22 protein-coding genes and 1 pseudogene are annotated in these 21258 nt (G+C 59.8%); 10 read left to right on the plus strand and 13 right to left on the minus strand.

Annotated features, from left to right (window positions below):
• Positions 1–61: 61 nt before the first annotated feature.
• Positions 62–1132 (minus strand): hypothetical protein, encoded by a 1071-nt coding sequence (locus SGJ19_11140; GenBank protein MDZ4780799.1) that lies wholly within the window; start codon positions 1130–1132, stop codon positions 62–64.
• On the opposite strand from SGJ19_11140, the gene SGJ19_11145 reads away from it, so the two are divergent.
• The gene (locus SGJ19_11145; GenBank protein MDZ4780800.1) at positions 1113–1364 is read left to right on the plus strand and encodes a hypothetical protein; all 252 of its coding nucleotides are present in this window, start codon (positions 1113–1115) and stop codon (positions 1362–1364) included. The genes SGJ19_11140 and SGJ19_11145 overlap by 20 nt on opposite strands.
• A gap of 162 nt (positions 1365–1526) precedes the next feature.
• Here the strand turns inward: SGJ19_11145 and SGJ19_11150 are convergent, their stop codons facing one another.
• Positions 1527–2147, minus strand: coding sequence for a sigma-70 family RNA polymerase sigma factor (locus SGJ19_11150; GenBank protein MDZ4780801.1), 621 nt, complete (start codon positions 2145–2147; stop codon positions 1527–1529).
• Between the two features lie 53 nt (positions 2148–2200).
• On the minus strand, positions 2201–2503 hold the full coding sequence (locus tag SGJ19_11155; GenBank protein ID MDZ4780802.1) for a hypothetical protein: 303 nt from the start codon (positions 2501–2503) through the stop codon (positions 2201–2203).
• Positions 2504–2663: 160 nt separating this feature from the next.
• On the opposite strand from SGJ19_11155, the gene SGJ19_11160 reads away from it, so the two are divergent.
• Complete coding sequence (locus SGJ19_11160) at positions 2664–3035, plus strand: hypothetical protein (protein ID MDZ4780803.1); 372 nt, start codon at positions 2664–2666, stop codon at positions 3033–3035.
• 20 nt (positions 3036–3055) lie between these two features.
• On the opposite strand, the gene SGJ19_11165 is transcribed toward SGJ19_11160, so the two are convergent.
• Entirely contained in the window at positions 3056–3304 is a 249-nt protein-coding gene (locus SGJ19_11165) for a hypothetical protein (GenBank protein ID MDZ4780804.1), read from the minus strand.
• 57 nt (positions 3305–3361) lie between these two features.
• Here SGJ19_11165 and SGJ19_11170 point away from each other — a divergent pair, with 57 nt between their 5' ends.
• Complete coding sequence (locus SGJ19_11170; protein ID MDZ4780805.1) at positions 3362–3742, plus strand: GyrI-like domain-containing protein; 381 nt, start codon at positions 3362–3364, stop codon at positions 3740–3742.
• Positions 3743–3901: 159 nt separating this feature from the next.
• On the opposite strand, the gene SGJ19_11175 is transcribed toward SGJ19_11170, so the two are convergent.
• Together SGJ19_11175 and SGJ19_11180 are read right to left on the minus strand one after the other, a co-directional pair.
• The gene (locus SGJ19_11175; protein ID MDZ4780806.1) at positions 3902–4534 is read right to left on the minus strand and encodes a hypothetical protein; all 633 of its coding nucleotides are present in this window, start codon (positions 4532–4534) and stop codon (positions 3902–3904) included.
• 219 nt (positions 4535–4753) lie between these two features.
• Positions 4754–5194 (minus strand): transposase, encoded by a 441-nt coding sequence (locus tag SGJ19_11180; GenBank protein ID MDZ4780807.1) that lies wholly within the window; start codon positions 5192–5194, stop codon positions 4754–4756.
• 535 nt (positions 5195–5729) lie between these two features.
• Here SGJ19_11180 and SGJ19_11185 point away from each other — a divergent pair.
• From SGJ19_11185 to SGJ19_11195, 3 genes are all read left to right on the plus strand, one after another.
• The gene (locus SGJ19_11185) at positions 5730–6830 is read left to right on the plus strand and encodes an AI-2E family transporter (protein MDZ4780808.1); all 1101 of its coding nucleotides are present in this window, start codon (positions 5730–5732) and stop codon (positions 6828–6830) included.
• A gap of 569 nt (positions 6831–7399) precedes the next feature.
• The gene (locus SGJ19_11190; protein ID MDZ4780809.1) at positions 7400–7534 is read left to right on the plus strand and encodes a hypothetical protein; all 135 of its coding nucleotides are present in this window, start codon (positions 7400–7402) and stop codon (positions 7532–7534) included.
• 184 nt (positions 7535–7718) lie between these two features.
• Positions 7719–9392: a sulfatase-like hydrolase/transferase gene (locus SGJ19_11195; protein MDZ4780810.1), complete on the plus strand. Its 1674-nt coding sequence runs from the start codon at positions 7719–7721 to the stop codon at positions 9390–9392.
• A 523-nt stretch (positions 9393–9915) separates the two neighbouring features.
• Here the strand turns inward: SGJ19_11195 and SGJ19_11200 are convergent.
• The 3 genes and pseudogenes from SGJ19_11200 to SGJ19_11210 all read right to left on the minus strand — a co-directional run bounded on the left by SGJ19_11200 (position 9916) and on the right by SGJ19_11210 (position 11589).
• Complete coding sequence (locus SGJ19_11200) at positions 9916–10206, minus strand: hypothetical protein (protein MDZ4780811.1); 291 nt, start codon at positions 10204–10206, stop codon at positions 9916–9918.
• 12 nt (positions 10207–10218) lie between these two features.
• Positions 10219–11361, minus strand: coding sequence for a hypothetical protein (locus SGJ19_11205; GenBank protein ID MDZ4780812.1), 1143 nt, complete (start codon positions 11359–11361; stop codon positions 10219–10221).
• Between the two features lie 9 nt (positions 11362–11370).
• Positions 11371–11589: pseudogene (locus SGJ19_11210) on the minus strand (RHS repeat-associated core domain-containing protein).
• Positions 11590–11621: 32 nt separating this feature from the next.
• On the opposite strand from SGJ19_11210, the gene SGJ19_11215 reads away from it, so the two are divergent.
• The gene (locus tag SGJ19_11215; protein MDZ4780813.1) at positions 11622–11927 is read left to right on the plus strand and encodes a hypothetical protein; all 306 of its coding nucleotides are present in this window, start codon (positions 11622–11624) and stop codon (positions 11925–11927) included.
• Positions 11928–12179: 252 nt separating this feature from the next.
• On the opposite strand, the gene SGJ19_11220 is transcribed toward SGJ19_11215, so the two are convergent.
• Together SGJ19_11220 and SGJ19_11225 are read right to left on the minus strand one after the other, a co-directional pair.
• Positions 12180–12449, minus strand: a complete 270-nt coding sequence (locus SGJ19_11220) for a hypothetical protein (GenBank protein MDZ4780814.1) — start codon at positions 12447–12449, stop codon at positions 12180–12182.
• A 431-nt stretch (positions 12450–12880) separates the two neighbouring features.
• Complete coding sequence (locus SGJ19_11225; protein ID MDZ4780815.1) at positions 12881–13414, minus strand: hypothetical protein; 534 nt, start codon at positions 13412–13414, stop codon at positions 12881–12883.
• 377 nt (positions 13415–13791) lie between these two features.
• On the opposite strand from SGJ19_11225, the gene SGJ19_11230 reads away from it, so the two are divergent.
• On the plus strand, positions 13792–14370 hold the full coding sequence (locus SGJ19_11230) for a sigma-70 family RNA polymerase sigma factor (GenBank protein ID MDZ4780816.1): 579 nt from the start codon (positions 13792–13794) through the stop codon (positions 14368–14370).
• Positions 14367–17189 (plus strand): serine/threonine-protein kinase, encoded by a 2823-nt coding sequence (locus SGJ19_11235; GenBank protein MDZ4780817.1) that lies wholly within the window; start codon positions 14367–14369, stop codon positions 17187–17189. Before SGJ19_11230 ends, SGJ19_11235 begins: the two co-directional genes overlap by 4 nt.
• A 434-nt stretch (positions 17190–17623) precedes the next feature.
• Here SGJ19_11235 and SGJ19_11240 read toward each other — a convergent pair whose 3' ends face one another.
• A complete protein-coding gene (locus SGJ19_11240; protein ID MDZ4780818.1) occupies positions 17624–18169 on the minus strand; it encodes a hypothetical protein in 546 nt (181 codons plus the stop codon).
• 87 nt (positions 18170–18256) lie between these two features.
• The gene (locus SGJ19_11245) at positions 18257–18364 is read right to left on the minus strand and encodes a PfkB family carbohydrate kinase (protein ID MDZ4780819.1); all 108 of its coding nucleotides are present in this window, start codon (positions 18362–18364) and stop codon (positions 18257–18259) included.
• Between the two features lie 574 nt (positions 18365–18938).
• Here SGJ19_11245 and SGJ19_11250 point away from each other — a divergent pair.
• Complete coding sequence (locus SGJ19_11250) at positions 18939–21146, plus strand: mechanosensitive ion channel (GenBank protein ID MDZ4780820.1); 2208 nt, start codon at positions 18939–18941, stop codon at positions 21144–21146.
• Positions 21147–21258 lie beyond the last annotated feature (112 nt).

Raw genomic sequence — 21258 nt, forward strand, 5'->3', positions numbered from 1 at the left:
CTCAGTGTCACTGGTTTCGTCAACACCCAGCAACATGAAGCAGACCTGCCGTTGACTCAACTCATCCCCTCATTCCCCGGAATTGGGTGAAGAACCAAACTTTCAGAACCCTATTCGTGACGGGCGAAACCAATCTCACGTTCTCATCCGTTGCACTGCAGCAAGCCAGCAACTCGTCATCGGGCTGAAATGCCAATTGGCCTGGCATGAAGTCCATGGGTTCCGTCAGCACGAGTTTCTGCGACGTCGGAAAAAAGATCGCGATCTCGCCCTTGGGAGTGACAAAAGCCAGGCGGCCGCTTTCCTCGTCGAATGCGATCGCGCTGTCCGAGATGATGTCCTCCGTTTCCAGCAGAGCCGTCTGTCGATCGACATCCCAGACTTCGAGCTTTGACGCATCGCGCACGCGTTTGCCCCAGGCGACGTAGCGCCCGTTTGCCGCGAACTCCAATCGCCAGAGAATTGCGCCGGGATTCGCGCGACGAAAGAGTGCCTGACCGGTCGACGTCTGGCGCACGACCACTTCTTGCGCAGCGCCGTATGTGGCGACTCGTTCCCCGGAACTGCTCATTGCCAATCGAGGCTTGGCTTGCAGGGGGAGTTCGGGCAAGCCAATGACTTTTGCATCCGGTAGTTGCAGAGCAGCGATGGCCTCATTCCAGAGCGCTGTCAAGTCCTCCCTTCCCAATGTCAACTGTTTCGCCAGGCTGGCGGCTTCGGCGACAAGCGCCATCTGCGACGAGCGGCCCCCCTCGGGCCGATGAATCCGCCGCGTCTGCAGTTCCGCGAGCAGGGCTTGATACAGTCGTCGCTGCGATTCGATCCGCATTTGCGATTCGCGATCCTCGGCGCTCATTGCCCGCAACGCATGAGATTCAGCGTTATCGCGTGCAACGCGCAGACTACGGGCCGTCAACGAGGCGCCGACCGCAACGCCCACAACAAGCAAGGCGATTAGAGTTACCAGCGTCGCCGCGACAGGGTTGCGACGTCCCGCGAGTTGGACGCGGCCGAACCAAGAAGTGCGTCGCGCCGCGATTGGTCGGCGTTCAAAGAATCGCTGCAAGTCCTCGGAAAATGCGCGAGCCGTGGCATAACGATCGCCGGGCTCGATGGACGTCGCCTTGAGCACGATGGTTTCCAGGTCCAGCGGAATTGTCGCATCCAATGCTCGAACTGGCCTCAACGCCGACGAGGCGCCGAAGCGATTTCTGCTCGGCTTCGAAAACGATCCCCATGCCGCCGCGGCCAATTTCGCGAATCAATTGGAAATCGCCAAAATCAGCCTGCATAGTACTATCGACATCGGTTGCCGACGAATTCGCGGAACTCCAGAATTGTTCGCGAGCTTGGACGGCATCTAGCAAAGGGGCGAGTTCCCTGAGCTCGTCTACCAACGCGGGAGGCAGGTTACCGTCGATACTGCCTTCGGAGTCGCAGCCCGCGCGACGCCGCGCCAGATACGCCTCGACGGCGAGGTCTAAGGGATCGCGCAGTGATGCGTCACTGCTCATGGCGACGACACCTTATCCAAAGGATTCGGACGCGAACGCAACCTTCAATCGCCGCAGAGCGCGTACGAATCGCTTGCTGGCCGTGGATTCGTCAATTCCCAAGGCAATGGCCGCCGCCGCATTAGACTCGCCGTCCCAGAATCGCCGGCGAAGAATCTCGCGATCATTGGCGCGAAGTCGCGCCAGCGCCTCATCGAGCCGATGATACGTTTCGACTCGTACTGCCGCCTGGCTTGGCGAGGTGTCGTCGCCCATCAGGGCGCAGACCGAGATTATCGAGGAATGATCGTGGTTGGCCGAGAGTCTCGTTTCACGGCGACAGTCACGCGCCTGAACGCCAAGGTGAGTGCGATGCGCTTGCGCGAGCTTCTGCAAAGTCAGGAATCGCAGCCACACATCCAAGTGAGCGCCAGCAGGCTCATCGCGGTTCTCCAAGCGGTTGGCCGCTTCGAGAAACGCTTCCTGTAAGACGTCGGAAGAATCAACTCGGGCCTGAATGGTTGGAACAAGTCGGCGCGACACTTGTGCGCGCAATCGACTTCGACCGAACGAGAACTTGTCGGCGAGTACCTCTAGCCACGACAACTGGTTCGGCTGCAAATCAGAACCGGCAATCGATTGCCTGCTGGCCATGTCGCCGCCACTCGAATCGAAACGGTCAAGGTAGCTCTGTCGCCCGTAACTGCCTATGCCATTCGATTGTACCCAGTGGATCGCCGCGTTGCCAAACTTTCCAGAAAGGTTGGGGCAACGGTTTCCTGGACGGTATTGCGGCCGCGCTCAACTCGTGGCAAGTGCAGAATCTGTTCCTGAAGGTCGGGGGCGAGGTTCAAGAGCGCCATGATCTGCGTCATGCGAGCGGTGGTGAGGTGGCCGCAGCGGGCTAGTTCCGACTGGTCCGCCACGACGCCGTCACGGATCAATTTCTCGCAACGGATCGGTGCGACAGCAAGGACGAGGCTGAGCATCATCAATACGAAGATACCCAATGGCCCTCCTACGACGGACTTAAGTCCTCGGCGAACTATCCAAGAGGTAAGGAGTTGAAGGTGTTCAGTCGCTCGTCGCATTGACCAGCCCCAAAATCCTGGGCCACCGGTTACGAAGGTAACGGTGGGGTAAGACCGCTGTGCTTCTGGAGCGGAGGGATTGGCGGAGGCGCAGCCGGACGATACGAATTGGACGCCGCTGGGCGTGTTCGCCGTTTGCGATGGCGAGGCGACGACCTCGGACGACATTTTCCAACTCGCGGTCAGTCCGGACGGCGTGATTCGTGGCAATTACCACAATCAACGCAATGACGATGTGGAGACAATCACCGGCTCGGTGGATAAATCCACGCAACGCGCCGCCTGGACGATCGGCGATGATCAAACGCCCGTCTACGAAGCTGGACTGGTGAATCTGACCAAAGACGCTACGCCCGCATTGGTTCACAACGGCGACGGGCAGACCAATCAGATCACGCTCGTTCGACTGCAAGAGCCAGAGGACACGCAACGCGTGGGAACACAGCCTTGAGCGTGAGCGCTAACATGTGGTCATCGCCGCGCGGCGGTAGGCGTGGGTGCGACGGCGGCGGGCGGTGGCGGCTTATAGTCCTTGGTCTCGCAAGGCATGGATGTGCTGCGAGTGCGATTGTGCCCAGAGGTCAGGCAGGAGCGGGCGGATGGCGGCAGTGTCCGTGGGAGGATCGCCGGCAATTGGCGGTGGATGTTGGTGAGGTAGGCCGTCGTGTCGAGGTGGTAGAGCCGCGCGCCTTGCCCGACTGAATACATCGTGGCTGCCATGCAGGCTGTCCCCCAGTGGGCAGTTCTTGAGTCTCTCGGACGCTATACCGAGTCCACATGGAACAGGGAAGTCGACCTCATGTTCTCCGCTCGCAACAGATTCCGGGTGCTGGTCGGCATGTCGCCGTCTACCTGGACGATCAAATCAATCTGGAAGTGGGCGTCGAGTTAGATGCTCCGATCGCCGGATTGGGCGAGGTGGTCGGCTCCGCCACTCCGTCCGGGCTCGTCGCCACGACGACGCATTTTGGGCCTTACGGATTATTGCACGCGGCACACGAGGCGATTCGCCGATACTGTGCGCAACACGGGCACACGCTTGCCGGCCCGAGTTGGGAGATTTACGGACACTGGAAAGACGAATGGAACAGCGACCCCAGCAAAATCTGTACTGAGATTTACTATTTGCTGGTCGGGGACGGTAGTGCGGGTTGTTAAGTGGGCGCTGTGTTGGGTATCTACGTGCGCACGCAAAAGGATTCATGGAGCCGGAAGCGTTATCGCCCGGAGGATTCGACGTTTTTCGCGATTGAACCGCCTACTTCATACTGCGCGTTTACTTAGACAACAACGAACGGCGATAAACCCATGATCAGGTTACCCGGCATGTCCTCGCCGCCTACATAGGCAGAGCGACGCAAGGGACATGAGGGCGATGGCGACGGAATCTGGCTCTGGCACGATCGCTCCTCGCGCCACGTCGTCGAAGAATGCGTTCGGAATAAAATTGTCCGATGGATCATCATCCACAATTACGGAAGTGATGCCCAACGTAGAAGTGAAGCCGTAATATTGATTTGCTCCGCTTTGCTCGAAGGGAAATGTTTTTCGCGCACCCCCTACTTCCTCGACCGTGATCAGCCATTTCAGCGTCGGGAATCTCACCTGCGTGAACAGAAAGAATCCGATTGCGTCCGTGGAGCGACCGCCAAACGTGAGCGTGTTTACATCGAGGCCGTCATTGCCAGTGGAAAACACGTTGGGCAGCGATGGCGGCCCCAGGCTCCCGACATCGTGAGTGGTCCAGGCCGAGTCCGGGTTGCTACTGCGAAAGGCAATGCCATCGAGCACAACTCGTCCGCGCCCCAACTCCTCGAAATCGCCATACTGATCGAAAGTGAGCGTCGTTTCGATCGCGCTTGCGCTGCTGAGTTCCTCGGGAGAAGGATGGAAGATGACGGCCGCCCCGGTGACCTTGGCGGACAGCATCGATGCAACAAAAACAGCCAAGCATTTTCCAAGTTTGAGCATCGTTGTCGTACTCTGGTGCTGCAAGACATGGGATAAAACGGCAATAGGCCGAGTTTGCTTACATGGCGACGCCATGTCAATTGTCGGCGGGGCATGAAATTTAGACGAGCAACCTGAACGAGGGGTCGCGCCTTTGGTCTGAGTTCGTGCGTCGTGGAATGGACGCCGGAGGATATCACACAAATTCGTCGCGACGCTTTATGTGGGGCAATTGTCGACCTTGCCCAGCCGCCCGCACCATTGGCGAGCCACGCCCACCGACTTCGCACCCTTCTTGGCAAACCCCGACGGATCAAACACGATCACGCCGTCGTCTTCGCCCAACTCCCGGCCGACTTGCCGCGGCAGCTCAGTCAGCAGCGGTGCGTGGTCCCACTCCGCGCAGCCCATGAAGTGCTGCAAGCTGCGCCGATCCTGCTCGTGTCGATACGCGATCGACTCCACGTTCTTGCGCTCCAAATCCGACATCAGACCGCTCAAGTATTCCAGCGCGTGCTGCCGCTGCGCAGGCTGCCCGAGCTGTTCCGCAAACGGCTCGACGAACTTCGCCAAACGCTCCGCCACGCCGGTAAACACCTGCGGCGCCACCGCGGACTTGGCCAATATCGCCTCCTTCCGCAACTCCAATCTTCGTTCCATGACCGCCCCCTCCTGAACGGGTCTTTGTTCAGAAAGCTCCATACCAATAGCACTTAAATCCCGCTACGCGGGTTTGGACAGTAGAAGTAGGGATGGAGCATGGGAAACGTCCCTTCACACGATAGTTGTCCCTGAGCAGGACGTTTGTCGTGCGAGTGACGGCGATTGGGCGTTGGGCGCAAATGGTGTTAACAGCGACGTTGCCGTCCGCGCTTGGACGGGTCTGCAATTCGAGGTATTGCTCGACACCCATGAGAAGCCGCTTGGTCCGGCCTGTCAGATGCTCTGAATGGAGCAGCAACCGCTGCAGTTGGTGAAAGAATCGCGTTGGCCGAATCCCGCCATTGAGCGAAATGTCCAGCGGATCGAATGCGAATACGAATGCGCCGGGACCAGGATTTGCGATTGAGCTGAAGTTCTGATCAGCTTAGATTGCATTGGTTGTTTGCCACTTTCATACATCAGATCCGATCAGCGTCCGGATTCGCAACGTCAGAAGGACACTGACTGAATCAATTCCAACGCCATCAACCACATGACCGCCGACAAACCCCATTTCGCCAAGCCGCGCATCGTCTTCCTCTTCTTGCTGGCGATCGCCACGTCGGTGCTGTTTTACTGGGTCATTGAAGGCTTTGTCCTGGCCATTTTCCTCGCTGCGATTATCGCCAGCTTGTTGCAGCCGATCCACCGGCGGGTCTTGAAATGGACCAGCGGGCGTAGATCCCTTGCTTCGGCGCTGACGGTCTTGCTCAGTCTCGTGGTGGTTATCGTTCCGTTGTTGTCGTTGCTCAGTATTGTCAGTCGCCAGGCGGTCCAAATCAGTGAGTCCGCCAATGATTGGCTGGCCGAGCAGCGCCAAAACCCGGAGGCCCTACGCGAGCGTATCGCCGAGCAACCGCAGCTCAAGCGATTGCTGCCCTACCATGACCAAATCGTCGAGAAGGCGAGCGAGTTTGCGGCCAAGGTGGGCGGCTGGCTTGCCGCCGGGCTGGCGGCGGGCGTGAAAGGGACCGCGTCGTTCTTCCTGTCGCTCTTCGTGATGCTCTATGCCACGTTCTACTTCCTCGTCGACGGCAAGTCGATCCTTGATGCGGCGCTGCACTATACGCCGCTCTCGAGCAATGACCGCTCCCGCCTGCTTGGCACCTTCGTCTCAGTTTCTCGAGCGACTCTGAAGGGCAAACTGATTATCGGCATCGTACAGGGCGGGCTGGCGGGGCTCGCCTTCTGGGTCGCGGGCATTCAGGGAGCTCTCTTCTGGAGCGTGGTAATGGCAGTGCTGTCCACCATCCCGACGGTCGGCACGGCGTTGGTCTGGGTTCCCGCCGTGTGTTTTCTTGCCCTGAGTGGACAGACCGGCGCGGCGATTGGAGTCGGCGCGTGGTGCGCGATTGCCGTCGGCACCATCGACAACGTCTTGGCCCCCAAGCTCATCGGCAAAGATACCGAGATGCCCGACCTCTTGGTATTGTTGACCACCCTCGGCGGATTGGCGGCGTTCGGCGCCGCGGGCGTCCTCATCGGGCCGATCATTGGCGCCTTGTTCATTGCCACCTGGCAGCTTTGGGGCGGCGCCGTCGACGAAGCTCGCGGAGACAGCCAAGCCGTTTCTCAGACGAGCGAGTCAACCTAATTTCGAGCTATTCTGGCAATGGGCTGAGTCGACTATCTGACGGTCGCTTCGCGACGATTCAGACGCATCAGCCAAATCGAAGTAGGCCGGGACGCATTCATGGCGAACGAGCCGCCAATTGCCGAAGGTGAGCAGCAAGACTTCTCCCTTGTGCTGGGCGATCCGCACTATCAATTGCTATTGCGCGCGAGCTTGGTGCGGCCGCCCCGTCGAATTGCTCCACCGCCGAGTTTTGGCGTGCGTCCTCATCACATGGCTTCCGTTTGCCGCTCTGTCGGTCATCGGCGGAACCTTCCTGAGCGGCCGAGTTCCACTCTTGTACGATATCGACGTTCAGACGTGATTCCTGCTGGCGCTGCCGCTGTTGATTGGGGCGGAATTGATCATCCATCGCCGCATTCACATCGTGGTCCAATAGTCTACCGACCGGCAACTGATCGCGTCCGAAAACGAACAGCACTTCAGCAACGCGATCCGCCTGGTCATGCGGCTCCGCAATTCCGTCGTCGCCGAACTTCTGCTTCTGGCGGTTTCCTTGGCAGGCGGCTAACTGCGATGTCGTCCGTGAAATGGGACTTCTCCCGTTTGGAAAAAATGTGGTGCTGCGGCTAGCGATGTTGATCGCGCTGCCGCTGCTTCCGCTGACGCTCACGATGATCCCGCTGGAAGAAATGGTCGACCGCGCGATCGCACTGTTGTTCTAGCGAAATTTACGAATTATACTGAAAAAGTGCCGCGAAACGTTCTCGCCGACCCCGTCGCCAAAGGTGAACTATGCACGAAGAAATCGGGCCGATGAATGCCAATTCAAGCCGGAGACTTCGATTCCTTTCGCGGGAGGCCGCTGCTGGGAGCAAATTCGCGGCGGTGATCGTAGCGGTTTGGCTGTTGTTCTTCGCCGCACGGGAGACGTTCGCTCAGGCCGAGAAGCCCAAGATCATCCACGACGCCGAATACTACATTCTCGACGCGCAACACGGCGAGAAGTGGGAGGTCGAGGACCAGGAGCTCGATAAGAAACTCGCTGAACTGCGCCAAAAGTTCGGCCAGCCGCCCAACATTATTCACGTGATGTGGGACGATACGCCGGTCGGCGAGGTGGGGATTCCTTTCATTCAGAAGCAACGCGGCTGGGAGACGCCGAACATCAACCGGCTCGCCGCCGAGGGCATCAACTTCACGCGGATGTATACCGAGCCGTCCTGCACGCAAAGCCGCGCGGCGTTCCTCACCGGACGCCACGCCGTGCGCACGGGAATGACGAAAGTTGGCTTCCCGTATGAATACGGTGGACTTCCTCCCTCCGAAGTGACGCTCGCAGATGTGCTCTCAAAAGCGGGTTACGCCACGGCGTTCTACGGCAAGGCGCATGTCGGCGACATCGAAGCCAGCTACCTGACTAAGCGCGGTTTCGATGAGGCCCTGTGGATGCCGTATAACCAAGCAACGAGCCTCTTCACTCCGCAGGGACAGGCGGCCGGTCTTGCGCCTGCCGTCCTGTTTCCCGAAATGTACCCAAAGGACCCTTACGAGATGGATTTGGGCTGGCGTCCCAGAGGATTTGTGTTCGCTTTGGAAGGCACAAAGGGGGGCCCGGTGCGCGAGTTTGGCCGCGCGCCGAACAACGATGACTATTTGAAGCTCGAGGGCGAGTTTGAGAAACGAACTCTGGCATTTATCCGTAAGAATGCGGCGGCGAACAAACCGTTCTTTGTTGCCTGGTGGCCAGCGCTCGGTTCCTTCCTGCCCTCGCCGAAGAAACTGACGACAAATGGCGGAACGCTGGCGGAGTTGCTCGCCCCGCTCGACGTTCGGATCGGCGTCTTGACGAGCGAGCTCAAGAAACTCGGCATCGCCGAGAACACACTCGTTGTCTTGATGGCCGACAACGGCCCGATGACGCACAACGGCCCGTCCGGAATGATCGAAACCATCTACCGTGGCGGCAAGGGCGACTTCCTCGAAGGCGGAGTGCGTGTGCCGGCAATGGCCTGGTGGCCCGGCGTCATTGCGCCCGGGCAAACCGTCGGCGATATCATCCACGAGACCGATCTGTTTAGCACCTTCGCGCATCTCGGCGGGGCAACCAGTAACATTCCCACTGACCGCATCATCGACGGTGTTGATCAGACGAGCTTGTTCCTGAAAGGCGACGGCTTCAGTCGACGCGACTACGTGTTCATTTACACCGGCGATATCCTGGCCGCGACGGTGAAAGGGCGATACAAGCGCGTCTGGGTGGCAAATAAAGCCGGCGGCTTAGGAGCCGCCTTGTTCGACCTGTACACCGATCCGCGAGAAATGGAGGGCAAGCTGGTCCCGATGCTTCCGGCGAAGGCGATGTTCGATCAGATGATGGCGCGGCACGAGATGTGGATGGCGAAGTTCCCGAACACACCGGAGACCCGTGATTACCCGCTCCAGGGCCTTGAAAACCCTCGCCCGGAAATCAAGGCGCTCGGCGAGCCACGTATTAACGGCAAGGATCTACCTTTCAACCCGTTCGACGTCATCAAGCAACTCAAGGGGTGGGAAGGTTCGGAGTTCGATCAGTCCGAGTGAAGCACGGCGAAGCCGTGTACTCGTCGGACGCGCTAGGGCGGCGGATGGCGCGTCAGGTCGTCGGCCGGCGGGTGGACGTGTCGATGCTGGACGGATGGAACGGCCGCCAGCCAATGACGCGAATCGTCGCGATTGGGGCCCCAGGTAGCTTCCAGGGGAGCGCGTTACAAGAGGCTTTCGAGCAGCCTGCGAGCGATTACGCACAGTCATAGAAGGCCATGCGATCGCAATTTCGAAAACGAAAAGCGCTTATTGACCACATCTCCCCCAAGCCTTCATAATTATCGAACCTCTTCTCGATCACACACTCGTCGCACTTCTGACCTTCGCGACGGCTCCAGCGATGAACCGCAGGAAATTGCAGTATCTCGGCATTTTGGCGCTGGGATCTTTGGTCGGCCCGTACCTCTTGTCGACCGGGTCAACAGCATTCTTGCAGGCGCAGGAGGTTTCCAAGACCGCGAAGCAGGCTCCGACGCCAGCGAGCTCGACGGACATCGCCTTGACGCCCGACGGCCAGCGACTACGGGCACAGAAAATCCGATTCGTCAAATTCCATATCCAAAAGCTTCTTCCAGTCTGAGGCAATCAGAACGGTGACGTCGCCAGACGCACGGTCAACCGCTGCCTTGAACAAGTAGAAGGGATCTCGTTGTCCTCGAATACCGAAAGTCAATTGAACGAACGTGGCGTGATCCTCCGGAATAGCCGACAAGACGCCACGTTCCTCTAGGTCCGGAGGAATCACGCCTTGCGGAAACAACTCTCGGTACTTTCGCAGGCCAACCGTAATTGCTTCGTCGTCTGTCAACATAGTTTTGCCGCGTCATCCGTCCAGGCCGAGTCGAATATTGATCTCATCCATCACACTTGAAAAGAATCGCCCAGGCCCCGAGCCCCATGTGGCACCCCACACGGCGCTTTGCTTTTGCCCAAACGCGTTGAGAACCGCTTTATCACCCAGCGAACCAACTGCTTGGTAGCCCGACGTGTGAGTGTGTCCCGAGAATCTCCATCCCGCTGCCGCGAATTCCTTTGCGCTCGCCTCCGAAAGTTGCGGCACCTTGCCTTCCAGTCCGCGCAGGATCATTCGCTCGCCTTGGCGAGTCGGCATAGCAAACTCATCGCCGGTGTGTAGCATTAGATTGCGCAAATCGTTCATTGAAACCGCCCGCTTTGCAATCGTCGTTTCTGTAACGCTCGCGTTCGATTCCCCGAGCAAAGTCCGTTGAGCGCTCGTCAACGCTCGGGCGTCGCCGAATACCGGCCCGCTGCGTCCGGCCGACACACTGCGGGAGGATTGCGTCAAAGCCTGCTGCGATCCCCGCAGCGCCGAGCCGATCTGTCCGAATGAGGCCAGCGTTGTGAACGATTCGGCGTAGTCCCCCTTCGAGGGTTCCGCGGCGCCGTTCAACCCGAAGCGGCCGCTGGCGTAGAGGTCGACCGTTTCCCAGCCATAGTCGACACGAATCGCGTCGCGAAGCATGTGGCCCACGTTTGCCCCGGGAATGAAGCTCTCGACCTGTCGGACTTTCGCATCCCAGGCTGCCTCGCTGGCTTTGTAGTCGACGTTCTCCTGTTCCATTTGACGGAAATACAGAAGCATGTCCTGCGCCGACATATTTCGTTGGTTTCTCACCAACTTGTCATAAATCCACCTGCTTCCAGGCGTCACTTCGACGCGCGCCAAGCGTGTGTTGTCAAGCACTTCCTGCTCGCGCAAAAACTCCTTAACGCTCGTGATGGGCTGCAGCGCCGGATTGATGCTCGCGGCTTCATTATTTAAGTCACATGACATCGACCGAAATGGATCAACAATGGATGAGCTAATCTCTGTGCCGAAAGTAGTGTTGGTCAGGAACGAAGATGCAAGTCCGCCCGGCCCATCAGATGCCCCGCGAACGGCATCAAGCATGATACGATTCAGCTCGGAGCCACCGCCATTGCCCAGACGCGCCGTCGCCTGCAATCCGTACGGGTCCGTCATCGCCACCGGGTTGTTTTCCGCGTAGCGGTTGAGGTTCACGTCGCCGCTGGAAAAACCGCTGGGGTCTTGGGAGAGGAAGCGGCCGAGTTTGGCGTCGTAGTACCTGGCTCGGTAGTAGTACAGACTTCCGTTCGGGCCAACACCGGGATCGAGTTCACGCCCGGTGTAGGTGAATTGCGGCGGCGGGTGCTCAAGGGACTCCTGCGACAGCGACCGACACCTTGAACTTGGGCGTTTTCGGGATGGTCCAGGGGGATGAAACGACTGCTAACCAGATCATTCAATTGACCGTCGACAAGCAGGGCGTGATCAGTGGCGAGTATTACAACGCGACCACCGACACGACGGAGCCGATCTCGGGATCAGTGGATAAGCAGACGCAACGGGCGGCCTGGACGGTTGGCGATCGAAAAAATGTCGTCTATGAAGCAGGCATTGCCAACCTGACCAAAACGGAATCGACCATGCTCATCCACTATGGCCAGGATCGGACCCAGCAGTGGACCTTGGTTCGGATCGAGGATCCGGAGCCAGGGTCGGGGACGTAGAAGCATTCGCAACACGCGGGTCGCGTTGCTCAACGACTGACAGACACGAGGACGGCAGCGAGCCGAGCGGGTTCGTATCGCTGAGTGCGCCCGCGCGCCGTTTATTCGCGACGGTGTACGATGCGCTGAGTGTGGAAAAGCATCGGGCGTTGGTCGGATGACCGGCCGGCCCGCAATGGGCCGGCAACGGTTAGGTCAAGTCTTCTCGCGGGCGGTAGTCATCGGCGCCGGCCCGATAGAGTTGTTCGGCCTTCAGACGTCATGTCCCTTCGCCGGTCGATTTTCCGCCCATCCTGTTGTGTCCGTAATGGAATGCGATCGCGTACCGAGCGCCAGCGTCAATCGATCCACGGCCGCGTGATCTGCCGGCGACGAGACATATCGTGCGATCGCGCGCACTGCGCGGAGTGCATCGGCACAAGTGTCTACCCAGGCGGCGGCGGAACCGCCGATCGACTCGGAAATGAGTTGATCGAGACCCCTCTCGGATAGCCGCGATACGAACCGCAACGCGGCGCGCATATCCCTCGGCGCCCAGATCGCTTGCCCTGTCGCTGCGACGCGCAACGATTGTTGTAACTTAGCTCTGCTCGAGAAGAGCGGCACAACGCCTTGCAGGCCCCCGAACAGCAACCGGCAGAATTCGCCTCTGGACGGTGGCGCGACATGCGCAAGAATTGGTAGAGCCTGGTATCGCAGGTGAAGTTCCCGAAGGCGACACTTGGTCCCATAATCTGCAAGTGAGCCACCGCACAACGCGACGTCCGGGAGTATTTGCGAATGCAGGGCGGATGAAGTTGAGTCTTTTCGCGAGTGCAGATCGAACTCGGGCGCCCGGAGCGAGCAGACCAACAGCTCACTGAGTAAAGCATCAGGCTCGTCGACCAATACGCGCACGCACATCGTGTTGCTCCTGACGCCGGCCGATGCCGAGTTGCGGTTGCACGCCACGCTTATGCTGTTCGGCTCACACGTCGCAGCGACGCCTGGGCGATATCGCTCAGCGTTCGGCAATTCATGAATTGTTCGGCCCGTGTGCGACGCTTCTGAGTCCAGGACTCCGATAAGGCCTGAACTTCCGGCATCGCTTCAATGATTTCATTGAGCATCGCCGCGGCCCTTTTGCGGAGACCACAGTGCGGAACCCGCGTTTGCAGGCGATGCAACAGTCGTGCGATCTTCACCATTCCGGCCCGCGCGGCGACCTCGGCGTCTTGGTCGTCCGAGACGCCGAACGCCAACTCGTTCGGCGGTACGCGCAGGGCTTCGCTCCAAGCGTGAACTTCGCTCAACAAGAGATCCCGTTCCGGCGCCTCGTGGCGGCCCGCCTCGGCTGTCGTTAGGCCCAGCCTCTTGGCCGCGGTGCGTAGGGAAATCCGTTCGCGAATTCGCGTTTCGCGGATGTGGTGAAAAGTGCGGCGACTCGGTTTGGAATCCTGCTCGGCGGCGTGCTCCAGCGTGTCCACATGCTCAAGTAACTGTTGCATCGCACTGCGCCTTCTGTTGGAAGTTGATGTCCCTGCGGCAGAAACTCGCGACGCGAAGGCCCGGGGAAGCTGAAACGAAACCGATGGAGCCGGAAGTTGCCATCCACGGTGGTGCTCGGTCTCGCCAGCCCCCCAGGCCTTCGCTCGGGCAGACTTTGGTCAACCGGCTAGATTGGGCAGGCCGGCCTTCCAACTATGAACGCGAAAAGCGACCCAAAAACACGCCAAGATTCCGGAAAGAATTCCGTAACGTCCCCGTCTCGGAGGCGGCTGGCGGAGGTGACTCTCGCGCAGAACGGCAAAAACGGCGGCTTGAAGCGCACCGACGTTCGGAAGATAATCGTGGACGGGGTCGGATCGTCACTCGAGCCAAGACAATGTCGCGTCCCACAGTCAACACTTTCGGTCCGGGCGCGGGCCGAAAACTCCGCGTCGATCCTCCGCTGGCGAGTCAACTGCTGCCGTTGGTGTACGACGAACTCCGGCATCTGGCACGACGATACCTGCGTAAGGAGTATGCCGGCCCCAGCCTCCAGCCGACCGCGCTTGTTCACGAGGCTTATCTCCAATTGGCCGAACAACATCGAGTTGAATGGCGCAGCAAGACGCATTTCTTAGCGGTTGGGGCGCTCGCCATGCGGCGCATTCTCGTGGACCATGCCCGGCGGCGGCGCGCTCAGAAGCGCGGTGGCCAACTTTTGCGGATACCGCTGGAGTCCTCGCTCTGCCTCGCTCCTGGTGAGAATCCGGACGTCCTAGCGGTCGACGATGCGCTGCATCGCCTCGCGGAACTCGATCCGCGCCAAGCCCAGATTGCGGAACTCCGTGTCTTCGGCGGGTTGACGCTAGAAGAAACCGCGGAACAACTCGCCCTGTCCAAGCGGACAATCGAACGCGAATGGTCGATGCTGCGGGCGTGGTTACGACGGGAACTAAGCAACGCCACTCGCTCATGAACGCCGCGCGCCACAAACAAGTGAAGCAAGTCTTCCTGGCGGCCTGCGAGTTAGATTCCGCACATGTCCGCGCCTTTCTGGACGCGACTTGCGGTGCGGACGAAGAACTTCGGCGCGAAGTCGAGTCGTTGCTGGCCCACCACGGCGAAACCACGGTCCTGGGTCACATTCCAGCCACGCGAACCGACCCAAACGCAATCGATGATCGCGGAAATCACGACAGGCGCGGGCAATTCGATCGCACCGGCGGACGCTGGGAGCAGATTATCCCCGGCACGTTGATCGCCGACCGTTATCGCGTATCGCAGTTTATCGGCGCCGGCGGAATGGGAGTCGTCTATCGCGCAGACGATCTCTGGTTGGGTTCCCCGATCGCGATCAAGTTCCTGGTCTACGCGACCGCAGACGACGCAGCCCTGGAATTGTTAAGGACGGAAGTTCGGCTCGCGCGGCGCGTTTCTCATCCCTATGTCACGCGCGTGCATGATCTCGGCTCGGCGGCGGGCGGCGACTTGTTCCTGACCATGGAATTCGTCGATGGCGAGAGCCTGACCTCGCTGATCGAGCGTATTGGACTACTGCCGACAGCGAAACTGCAGGAAATCGCCTGGGAAATGCTGGCCGGCCTCCAGGCCATTCACACGGAGAACGTCCTGCATTGCGACTTGAAGCCGGACAATGTGTTAATTGACGGACGCGGACGCGTGCGAATTACCGACTTCGGCGTAGCGATAGCGAGCCGCGAACGGCAGGCACTTGAGAGACTTCGGGGCACGCCGGCGTTCATGGCGCCAGAAATCCTCGTCGGCCAACCAGCCACGCCGCAGAGCGATTTGTATGCGCTCGGCGTGACGCTTTTTTTCGCCGGCACGGGTGAAATGCCCCATCGTGATGCAGACGTCGAGCACGGCGACGATGCCTCGCGAACGGCGAACGGACAGCAACTGCAACGCGTTGTTCGAGAGGACACATTACGCGAGATGATCCAGAGTTGTCTGGCGGCAAACCCGGACGCGCGCCCGGCATCCGCCCTCGCGGCGCTGGAATTGCTCCGCGGCGCCGCACACCGGCGAGACGCTCAAATGCAGGACTCGATGTCCGCGGCAGAAGAAATCGCGGCGCTGCCTGTTCCGAACTTGCTTGATCGGAACAAGCGCAAGCTGGCGTTATTGGGATGCCTGGTCACGGCGTCGCTGACGCTTTTCTTGGCGGACCGCACGATGCTCTTGCCCCGAGCCGGATTGCCACTCGCGCCGAATCAACTGATTGCGCGGTCGCAAGCCGTCTTGGAGTCTTTGAGCGGTCAGCATGCGGCCCGCGACTATACGCACGGATTTGCCCTCGACCGCCAGGCGCTGGAATTCGGCTTGCGCGCCGCGCCGCCGACGGAGAATCCAGTCACGCTGCCGTTGGAACCGTTTGCGGTGTACTCGTGGTATCGCGACGGCGAGACCTTCGCGGAGGGGCCCGTGCCCTTTGGTGAGCCGGTGCTGGCGCGCGATCGAGCGCTGCGTCCCGACGTCGTCGCAATTCACCTCACTTCCGATGGACGCTTACGCGAATACCTGGCCGGTAGCGGTGGCGGAGATGTTGTTGAGAATCGCCGCGACCAGCCTACCAACTGGCGCGCCTGCTTTCGTTGGGCCGGACTCGATCTCGACTCGCTCCGGTCGCGAAAGCCGAGTCATCGGCCGCCTGTGTATGCCGACGAACTGGCGCAGTGGGATGGGCACTACGGCGGCGCCGCCGCGCTGCCGATCCGCATCGAAGCCGCGGCTACGCACGGAGAACCGGTTTTTTTTCGCGTGGTGTTTCCTTGGGAGGAGGATGCCCACCCACATTCGATCACTGACTTCACGCCGAGCAGCGCAAACTGGAAACTGTGTTTAAAGTTCACGCTATTCACCTTGGCCGTCGTCAGTGGATTGCTGTTTGCGGTGTGGAATGTGCGCGCCGGGCGCGCCGATGTCCCCGGCGCGCGGCGCGTCGCCCTGATCACCGCCGCTCTGGTGTTGTCGGAATGGTTGTTTGCCGAGAGGCACGTCGCCGAAATCAGCGAGGAAATGCTGGCGGGCTACCTCTGGGCGGCGGCCGCGCTCCTGCAGGGAATGCTGGTGGGAATCGCCTACCTGGCCGTCGAACCGGCGCTCCGTCGGACTCAGCCGCGGCTGCTAGCTGGCTGGACGCGAGTGCTTCAACTGCGCCTACGCGACGGACGCGTGGGCGACGAATTGCTCTCTGGCTGCCTAGTCGGGATCGCCTGCCTGCTGTTCCTGCAACTCATCACCGTCCTGGCTGAGTCGCTCGAAGTCAGCGGTGTGCGGCCCATTGCACCGACCGCCGGCCTGGATACGGCGACGGAACTTGGCGAACTGCTAGGGCTGCGGTTTTTTGGCGGGATTCTGGTCCATAGCGTACTTCGCGGAGTGACGCTGATCTGGGCGGCCTTGGTCTTTATGATCGTGCTGGCCAGGTTTGTATCCAAAGACTATGCCGCCCACGTTGCCCTGGGCGTCGCTTTTGCGTTGATCATGCGCGTCACCTATGCCAGCGACGCGTCGCTGCCGTGGACAAGCAGTATTGTTGTCAGCGTTCTGCTGGTCACGGCGCTGTTCCGCCTTGGCGTGTTCGCCGCCATCGTAGGACTTTCCACCTTGCTTCTGCTGACATCCGCCCCGTTGACGCTCGAGGGCGAGCATTGGTTCGCAGTGACTGGTTGGTGCGCTATCATCGTCGTTTTGGCCATCAGCGTGCTGGGTTATGCGCTGTCCGAAACGAGTTCTAGCTCAACGTCGGCCGAGCGGCGCCTCAATTGTTGACGGCGGTCGAAAGTGGTGGCGCGGCTTGGTGTTGCGGCGGTTGAATTTGGCGGCGCACATGCGTGCAGCTCTGCGAGTTGGGAAGATGGGGACGCTGTTCTCGGCCTTGCCCTGATTCGCAAGGAGGCCCAGGAGTGCGTACCAACATGGAGTTTTGGAAAGAGTGCGTCGGCGAGTGCTGACGCAGGAGTTGAGCCGTCGCGCCGCTTGCCGGGAGTATAAGCTCGGCTGGCATACGCTGAAGCAGGTTCTCGCGTATAAGGACGCGACACAGCCGAGTGAACGGCGGCGTGCGCCTTGGGATTTGACAATGCGAACAGCTAACCGCCTGCCCGAATCGTGGACCTTCTCGAGTGCCATCAATGTCGCATCGTCCACACGACCGTGCCTGGCGAGCGTGCCGTCGTAGTCGCAGGCGAAGACATGATACCGCTTCATCGCTTGCCGTCCGTCCCCGCGCCGGACGCGTGCGCCGTGCGAACATCGTGGCCGTCGTTTTTTTCCAAAATCGAGGTCGCCAATGCATAACGATCGCTCGCGCGAACCGTCAGCAGCACGCGCTTTGCGGAGTCGTCACTCTCGTAGAAATGAGCTTCCTGCTCGCCCAAACCCAGCCGGATCAAGGCCCCTGCCAATCCCCCGCTTACGCCCACCGCAGCGCTCGGCAGGATGCTGCCAAGAATGCCGCCCGCCACCACAGGTCCAAGTGCAGGGACCATTCTCGCAGCGACTCCCATTGCCCAGACGCCCCCGATGCCCGCGCCGGCACTGTTTGCTACGGCCGACGTGTTGATGGTCTTAATCTCCGGCGTGGCCCAATCGCTGCGATCGCCGCGCACCACGACGCCGATTCGGTCATTCGAAAAACCGGCGAAACTCAGATCGTTTAATGCGGTTTTCAACCGATCCCGAGTGTAGCACACGCCGACCACCAATGGATCGTATGCGCCATGCATGTGCCGCGGCAGGAGATGAAGCACGAAGTGATGGAGGATCTGGGCCAGGTGTTCGACTCGAACGATGAAGCCACGGCGCAAGAGAAGCTCGCGTGCGTGGGTCCGCAAGTATCAATCATCGGCGCCGAAGCGCACGGCATCGGTGAGCGGTTTGCCTCGGGCCAAGGCGACGACCATGCCCGCCGCCATACTGTCACCAGCACCGACGTTGCTGCGCACTTTGACCGTCGGGGAACGAATCTGCTCATTCTCATCCGCCGTGGTCAAGGCCGCGCCGCCGAATGCCGCAGTCGCTCGACCCGCGCTGGATCTCCGCTGACGTCACGGCACTCAAGAAGCGACTTTGCAAAGACTCACGGAGCAATTGGAGTGAACATGAGAGTAGGCTTCCTTGTTGGCCTGTTTTTGGCCGCGACGCTGTCGGGTGCGCGGGTCCGCGGCCCCAAAACTAGCGGCAGCTATCTAGCCATTCACGATGTCCCGAAACTCCCAGCTTCGCCAGCTTCCTGCCGACTCGCCCAACAGCTCACCTCTCAAACCGAAACTTTAAAGTGTGATCTGCACCGCCTTGCGCCTCGCGCTGAAGACTGACTCTCGTTTCGACAGGCAGGCGGCGACTTGGTATCCACCGCTTGCTCCGATCTAGTGACTTCGCCGCAATTCAAGCATGAGTAGGATTCCGGTCGGTCGGGCGGACGTACAACATCGGGGTTTCTTCTGTCAAGTAACGCAGCTCTCATGGCAACACATGGACACAAATCAGACACGGCATCTCGCGCGTTGCCTTGGTTACATGGCCCCCATCCTCGCATCGCTGGCCGTGGTCGCGTGTTCGTTCAAGTCACTTAGAGCGGATGACCTAGCGCAAGGAGCGGACGACCCAACGCAGGTTTCGCCATCCGAACAATTGGCGCCTGCCGCCGAGACCGATGTTCACGACAAATTGCACGACACTCTTCTGGCTGAGTACGGAGGTCCTGGCGCCGCGAATTCGCCGTCCTCGACGGCCGAGTCTGGGGCCGTCTCGTCTTCCGCAGAGCAGATCACTCGACTGAGTCGGTCCATCCAGCAGGACGAAGAGCGGCTAGAACAACTCAAATTCAAATCTGAAGACCCGATGAGCGAGTATCGTCTCGCGGAATCAGCTTTCAAGGAAGTTGACGATGAGTTCGCAAGAATTAAGGCAAAATCCGAAAACCTCAACGCGGATGCGGAGAGCATTGCGGGAGGAGAGGTGCAACAGGCATTGGAGGTCGTGGGCAAGCGCCGTGAGTTGGCTCGCCAGCGCTTTGATCTGGCAATCGAGTCTCGAAAGACGACTAAAGATCAAGTCGCCGCCCTGGAAGCTAAACTGAAGGAGGACCGAATTGCATTGGCAAAACTGACGGGCGACGAACCGGTGGAATCGCCGGGGTTGCCTGCCAGCATGCCATCCGAGAATCAAGTGGCGAACAGCACCCCGCCTCCTCTCAAACCCGCGTCCGTCGAAGCGACTGTGTCGCAGCCTGCCTCGATCGAAAACGCGCCGGCGCCAGATAGAGCCTCGTCAATCGCGACGATCATTGCAACGCCGACTACTTCGGCGACCGAAACAGCAAACGGGATTGCGGTCGCGAATTCGCCTGAACCGTTTCAATCGCAAGAAGTGGCAGAAGCACAACAGCAAGCGCTGGCCACGCGGGCCGAGGCCGCCGAGGCGGAGACGGAAGCGAAGTCGGTAGCCGATCGGATTGCAATCGTCAACAAAAGCATCACGTTGGAAGACAAACTTCTGAATTCGTCGCGGCAACAGGCGGACATCGCCTTGCAGGCTCGCGATGCAGTGGCGGCCGAACACGAACAGCAGGCCAGCCAAGGCGCCGCGCTGGCGAAGTTGCAGCAGCTCGCCAAACGGCGGCGCGACAGCGACGACTATTTCCGCAAATCAAGGCTTGAAGTTCGCGATCATTCCGATCGACTCAGTCAGTTGCAAACGCAACTCGCGGAGCTGCAGCAAGATGAGCTACAAGCGTTAGCGGCAGCGGACGAGAAACGCCAATCGGCGGCCGCGGCGGAGACCAAGCTAACGCAATTGCAGAATCCCTTCTCCGTCCACAATATGCTGCAATGGCTATTGGATCATGGTCCACGGCTTTGCGGAATCCTGATGTCCATGTGCGCGATTCACTGGTTTGTTCGCTTCGCCAGTTTGCGCGCGGTTGGCGTGATGGCCCGCCGAGGCGCCCGGGGGTCGCGTGCAGACCGAGAGGATCGGGCCAAGACGTTGGCCGGCGTATTTCACAACGCGGTGACGATTACGGTCGTGGTCGGCGGCGTGCTGATGATTTGTGAAGAGCTGGGAATTGCCGTCGGACCGTTGATGGGAGGCGCCGCCGTGTTTGGCCTGGCCGTGGCATTTGGCGCGCAGAACCTGATCCGTGACTATTTCTATGGTTTCGTGATTCTCTTGGAGAATCAATACACGTTAAATGACGTGTTGAGGATCGGTGAAACTGCTGGGCAGGTCGAGCAAATCACACTACGAATGACTGTATTGCGCGACCTGGAAGGTCACGTTCACTTCATTCCTAATGGAAGAATTGAGTCGGTCACCAACATGACACATGGCTGGTCTCGCGCTTTGTTCGATATCGGCGTCGCATACAAAGAGGATGTGGATCATGTAATGGAGGTCTTGCTGGCCCTGGCCGCCGATATTCGCCGCGATCCAGTATTTGCTCCGCTGATCTTGGACGATGCCGAAATGTTGGGCGTTGATGCGTTTGGAGACTCCGCCGTCACGATTCGCTTTATCCTCAAGACGCGGCCGCTCAAGCAGTGGGCGGTCAAGCAGTGGGCGGTCAAGCGAGAATTACTGCGCCGCATTAAGCGTCGTTTTGACGAACTGGGTATCGAGATTCCCTTTCCACAGCGGACGGTGTACCACCGGGTCGAGACGGGCACGTCGCCGGAAATCGCTGATTTTTTCAATCCGCAAGCGTTGCAGCGCCGGTCCGCGTAGCGCCGAGAGTGATCGCATCCCGCGCCGCTCGCACCGACGCGGGCGGCGGAGTTGTTCGCGTGGTACTTTGGAAGCCGGCCTATTGGGGGATTGCGCTGCACCTGATATTCTA

The organism is Planctomycetia bacterium (assembly GCA_034440135.1).
GTDB lineage: Bacteria > Planctomycetota > Planctomycetia > Pirellulales > JALHLM01 > JALHLM01.